This window comes from Saliniramus sp. (assembly GCF_035311605.1).
In the GTDB taxonomy this organism is placed as follows: Bacteria; Pseudomonadota; Alphaproteobacteria; order Rhizobiales; family Beijerinckiaceae; genus Saliniramus.
This window is the reverse complement of the sequence record NZ_DATGCW010000308.1, coordinates 1-4,679: the sequence shown is the minus strand read 5'-3', so window position 1 is coordinate 4,679 and position 4,679 is coordinate 1. Positions and strand designations below refer to the sequence as shown.

At 64.2% G+C, this 4,679-nt stretch carries 7 protein-coding genes; 1 reads left to right on the top strand and 6 read right to left on the bottom strand.

What is annotated here, in order from left to right; genetic code table 11:
- The coding region (locus VKP01_RS13680) for a hypothetical protein (protein WP_414706582.1) at nt 1–490 on the bottom strand (490 nt) is incomplete at its 3' end.
- A gap of 18 nt (nt 491–508) precedes the next feature.
- Between VKP01_RS13680 and VKP01_RS13675 the strand changes: the two genes are divergently transcribed.
- A complete protein-coding gene (locus tag VKP01_RS13675) occupies nt 509–781 on the top strand; it encodes a hypothetical protein (protein ID WP_324413192.1) in 273 nt (90 codons plus the stop codon).
- Here the strand turns inward: VKP01_RS13675 and VKP01_RS13670 are convergent, their stop codons facing one another.
- The 5 genes from VKP01_RS13670 to VKP01_RS13650 all read right to left on the bottom strand — a co-directional run.
- Complete coding sequence (locus tag VKP01_RS13670) at nt 782–1,378, bottom strand: methyltransferase domain-containing protein (protein WP_324413190.1); 597 nt, start codon at nt 1,376–1,378, stop codon at nt 782–784.
- Entirely contained in the window at nt 1,375–2,091 is a 717-nt protein-coding gene (locus tag VKP01_RS13665) for a methyltransferase domain-containing protein (RefSeq protein WP_324413188.1), read from the bottom strand. The genes VKP01_RS13670 and VKP01_RS13665 overlap by 4 nt, the downstream gene beginning before the upstream one ends.
- Nucleotides 2,092–2,100: 9 nt before the next feature.
- On the bottom strand, nt 2,101–2,820 hold the full coding sequence (locus tag VKP01_RS13660; protein ID WP_324413186.1) for a spermidine synthase: 720 nt from the start codon (nt 2,818–2,820) through the stop codon (nt 2,101–2,103).
- Between the two features lie 82 nt (nt 2,821–2,902).
- The gene (locus VKP01_RS13655; protein ID WP_324413184.1) at nt 2,903–3,895 is read right to left on the bottom strand and encodes a GTP-binding protein; all 993 of its coding nucleotides are present in this window, start codon (nt 3,893–3,895) and stop codon (nt 2,903–2,905) included.
- Nucleotides 3,896–3,964: 69 nt separating this feature from the next.
- On the bottom strand, nt 3,965–4,679 hold a 715-nt coding region (locus VKP01_RS13650; protein ID WP_414706581.1), incomplete at its 5' end, for a metal ABC transporter solute-binding protein, Zn/Mn family.

Here is a 4,679-nt window from a genome sequence, read left to right as displayed (position 1 = left end):
GCCCACCAGTGCCGTCATCTCTCCCCTCCATGGCGTAGCGGATGCGATAGCGCGCATGCGGGACATCGCCTTCCTCGTTCTCCAGCATCAGGATCGCCTTGGTGAGCGGATTGAGCCGCCCGCCCGGCGGGAAGATCGCGGAGGCCTGCGGCAAGGTCCCGAGCAGCCTGTCGAGCACCGCGCCATGATTCATCGCCGCATAACCCTCGGCCTCAGTGAAGGGCTTGCCCATACCATCCGGGGCGGTCTCCGCCCCATCGCCCTGCGCCGCGAGGAAGCGCGCATTCACCCACCCCCCACCGGCTGGAAGGGAGGGATGGCGGATATGCCACCAGTCGCGCCCACCCACGTCCTGAAGATCGCCGCTGCGTTCGACACCACGCGCATCCGGTGCCAGCCGCCCGATCACGGTACTGCCCGGGACGCCGGGGCGGTCGCGGACATTGAGCAGGTCGTCGGCAGCCACGCCGGTGACCTGATAAAGCGGCATCTGCGCGGATATCTGGGCATGGGCGCCGACGACGAGAAAAAGCACCAGGAGCAGCACAAGACCGCGTTGAGGCGCAAGAGATCTTCCAATGAAACATTTGGCCGTTTCGGACCTGCTGGTCATGCGATCACCATTCGGGTTCGTTTCCATGCTGGATCGGGCACGACGATAGGAAAGACCGCGCGTCTGCGCCCCCACCAAACGAAGGGGTTGCTGTCGAAACCTGCCTATGCGGCAGGGATTCTGGCGCTTTCGACAGCGCGGATACGAAGACGCTCAAGGGTTGAATGATCAGATGTGGCGGGCAAACACCGCCATCTGGCTGGCGCCGCCGAAGCGGGGATGCCCGCCGGCGATGTCAGTGAGATCCAGGGTGTAGCCATGACGTGTGGCGACACCTTCCGCCCAGGCGCCAAAGCGCTTTCTGTCCCATTCGAAGCGGTGATCGGAATGACGCATGCGCCCCGGCTTGACACCAAGAAGCGGGTTCATCTCGGCATTCGGCGTGGTGACCACGGCGAGCGGCGGGGCGACGTCATGCAAGAGCACACGCTCCAGTGCCTGCAGGGAACCGTGATCGAGATGCTCGATCACCTCGACCAGGACGACGGCATCCGCTTCCGGCAAGCCCGGCGGCGGGCGGGTGATGTCGCCGGCGATGATCTGTACGTTCCGCGCACCCGGATGATCGCGCAGGCGCGTGCGCAGCCGCCCCAATGCGGCTTCGTCCTTTTCCACCCCGGTGATCGCCGCGATCTGCGAACCATCCAGCAGGTGCAGGATGAAATCGCCGTCACCGCAGCCAAGATCGAGGATGCGCCGGGCACCCGCCTCAAGCAGCACTCCGGCCACGGCCCTGAAACGGGCCTCGTGCAGGAAACTGGTCACGTCTGCTCCTCGGCTGATCCCGCCCCCGATATCCCCGGCTTGCGCATCAGCACCACATCGGGACGCGGGATCGTGCAGTGCCAGCCGAACCGGTTGGCGATCCAGTGCATGGTCTCTTCCCGGTAGAAGACGACATGGGTAGGGTCGCGCCGGTAATGCCAGCTGGCGAAGCGCGCATCGTCATTTTGAAATATCGTCATCAGACCGAGCAGCCCACCGGGGCGCAAAAGCGCGTCGAGCCGGGCGAACTCGGAGGCGGGATCATGAAAATGCTCTGCGGTTTCCGTGCAGGTAACGAAATCATAAGTTGTCTGCAGTGCCCCCGTATCCGGGGCGAAGAGAGGATCATAGAGCGCGACCCGGTGCCCGGCTTCGCGCAGCATGGCGGCGAGCGCCGGGCCGGGACCGCTTCCGTAATCAAGGCCGGATGCATCGGGAGACAGTTCGGCGAGAAGCGGTGCGGCCAGCCGAGCAAGAAAGGCGCGGTAGCGCGGGTCTTCCGGATTGTTTTCATGCAGCGCGTAACAGGCGCGCTCGGTCTCACGGTCGGGATGATGCGCCGGATCGAGAAAGCGCAACGCGCAAAGCGGGCAGCGGTAGTAATCGCGTCCCGCGACCGTGACGAAGCCTTGCGCGGATTCGCTGCGGCAGAGCGGGCATGGCGGAGACGGTGCGCATGGTGGCGTCGTGGGTCCGGTGGAATCGGCGCGCATGGCTTCGCCTCACCCGTCGCGCCGGCGCCCGAGATAGACGCATTGCACCGCCTCGTTATCCTGCAGCGGATTGTAAAAGCGTACGGTCTCGGCACGGGCCGCGTCGAATACCCCGGCGAGCCGCTCGGTGAAGCGCGGATCCGGCCGCTCGTTCGACCACAGGCCGAAGACCCCGCGCGGCGCCAGATGACGTGCGAGGCCGGCCAATCCATGCGGCGTGTAGAAACTGTCGCTGCGCGCATCGAGCAGGGCCTCCGGGCTGTGATCGATATCGAGCAGGATGGCGTCGAAGAGGCGGCCGGGTTCATCGGGATCGAAGCCGTCGCCGGCGCTCATGGCGAAAAAATCGCCCGCGACGAAACGCACGCGCGGATCATCGCGCAGAATATCGCCGAGCGGCAGGAGCCCGTCACGGTGCCAGGCGATGACGGGTTCGAGATATTCCACGATGCTGAGCGAGCGCAGGCGCGGATCGGCGAGCGCTTCCACCGCCGTATAGCCGAGTCCGAGGCCTCCGACCACGACATCAAGGGCATCGCCTTCCGTCACGGCCAGACCGGCGCGGGCGAGGGCGGTTTCCGAGGCGGTGAACCGGCTCGACATGAGAAATTCCTCGCCGAGCTTGACCTCGTAGAGGTCTTCGCCCGTGCGCAGATCCCGGCGACGGCGCAGGCTTATCGGCCCGATCGGGGTCGGGCTCCAGTCGAGTTCTTCGAAAAGCGGCGGCATGTCGTTCTCACGTGGTGCGCCCGGCGGCTGCCGGACACTCCTTGCCTAACGGAAAACGCGCCGCGATGCACGCGCGCAGCCTTCACGCGGCGCAGGCGAGGAAGCCCGCGCGGATCGCGGCCTCGTCGAGATTGCGCCCGATGAAGACGACGCGGGAGCGGCGGGGCTCACCGGCTTTCCAGTCACCCTGGACGTCGCCGTCGAGGATCATGTGGATGCCCTGGAAGACGAAGCGCTTCGGCTCGTCGGGGAAGGCGATGATGCCCTTGCAGCGCAGGATGTCGGGGCCCTGCACCTGGGTCAGTTCGGAAATCCAGGGCAGGAACTTCTCCGGATTCACCTCACCCTCAAGGGTGATGGCGATGGATTGCATATCCTCGTCATGGTGATGGTGATGGCCCTCTTCGAGGAAATCGGGCTCCAGTTCGATGATGCGCTCCAGATCGAAGGCGTTGCGCTCCAGAACCTGTGCGATCTCGACATCGCATTTCGTGGTACGATGCAGCCGGGCATAAGGGTTGATGGTGCGGATACGCGCCTCGACATCGGCGAGTTCGGCCTCGCTGACGAGATCGACCTTGTTCAGAAGGATCACATCGGCGAAGGCGATCTGGTTCTTGGCCTCCGGCGCATCCTTCAGCCGCTCCACGAGCCATTTCGCATCCGCGACGGTGACGACCGCATCGAGCCGTGCCGCATCGGCGACATCCTGATCCATGAAGAAGGTCTGGGCAACGGGGGCGGGATCAGCCAGCCCCGTCGTCTCGACGATGACCGCGTCGAACTTGCCGCGCCGCTTCATCAGCCCGTCCATGATACGGATCAGATCGCCGCGCACGGTGCAGCAGATGCAGCCGTTGTTCATCTCGAAGACTTCCTCGTCTGCGCCCACGACGAGGTCGTTGTCGATGCCGATTTCACCGAACTCGTTCACAACGACGGCGTAACGCTTGCCGTGGTTTTCGGTGAGGATGCGGTTGAGGAGCGTCGTCTTGCCCGCACCGAGATAGCCGGTCAGGACGGTGACGGGGATCTTGCCGGGCTCGGCTTCGGTCTGCGGCTGCGTATCGGACATCTGTCGTCTCCTGATCGAAGGCGGCGGGGCGCATCAATCACCCCGCCGCTTCGTATTTGCCGGAAGGCCTCAGGAACCGAGACCTTCGCTGATGAGACTAATATTGTGTCGCATCATGTCGATGTAAGTCCCCGCCGGGCCGTCCGGCGGAGAAAGTGCATCGGAATAGAGCGTGCCGGCAACGGGCACATCGGCCTCACGCGCGATCTGCTCGATAAGCCGGGCATCGGTCAGCGATTCGGCAAAGACCGCGCCGATATCGTTGGCGCGAATGGTCTCGATCAGCCGTGCCACGTCCCGTGCCGTGGCTTCCACCTCGGTTGAAGTGCCGAGCGGCGCATCAAATTCCAGACCATAGGCATGCGTGAAATAGCGGAACGCATCATGGCTGGTGATCACCAGCGCGCCTTTCGGCAGAGCTGCCACCGCCTCAAGAATCTCGGCATCGAGCGCGGCGAGTTCGCCGATATAGGCTTCGGCATTGGCGCTGTAGATATCCGAGCCAGCGGGATCATGCGCGATCAGCGCATCACGGATATTGGCCACATAGACCTTCACATTGCCGACATCCTGCCAGGCATGCGGATCGAATTCGCCATGGAGGTGATCGTCGTGGTCGTGGCCGTGATCATCGTGGCTGTGCCCGTGATCATCGTGGTCGTGCCCGTGATCGTCGTGGCTGTGGCCGTGATCATCGTGGTCGTGCCCGTGATCATCGTGGTCGTGCCCGTGATCGTCGTGGCTGTGGCCGTGATCATCGTGGTCGTGCCCGTGATCATCGTGG

What these genes read in the sequence shown, in the direction of transcription:
- VKP01_RS13655 (WP_324413184.1), bottom strand. Translation starts at nt 3,895, where the DNA reads ATGTCCGATACGCAGCCGCAGACCGAAGCCGAGCCCGGCAAGATCCCC.
- VKP01_RS13665 (WP_324413188.1), bottom strand. Translation starts at nt 2,091, where the DNA reads ATGCGCGCCGATTCCACCGGACCCACGACGCCACCATGCGCACCGTCT.
- VKP01_RS13675 (WP_324413192.1), top strand. Translation starts at nt 509, where the DNA reads ATGGGCGCCGACGACGAGAAAAAGCACCAGGAGCAGCACAAGACCGCG.
- VKP01_RS13660 (WP_324413186.1), bottom strand. Translation starts at nt 2,820, where the DNA reads ATGCCGCCGCTTTTCGAAGAACTCGACTGGAGCCCGACCCCGATCGGG.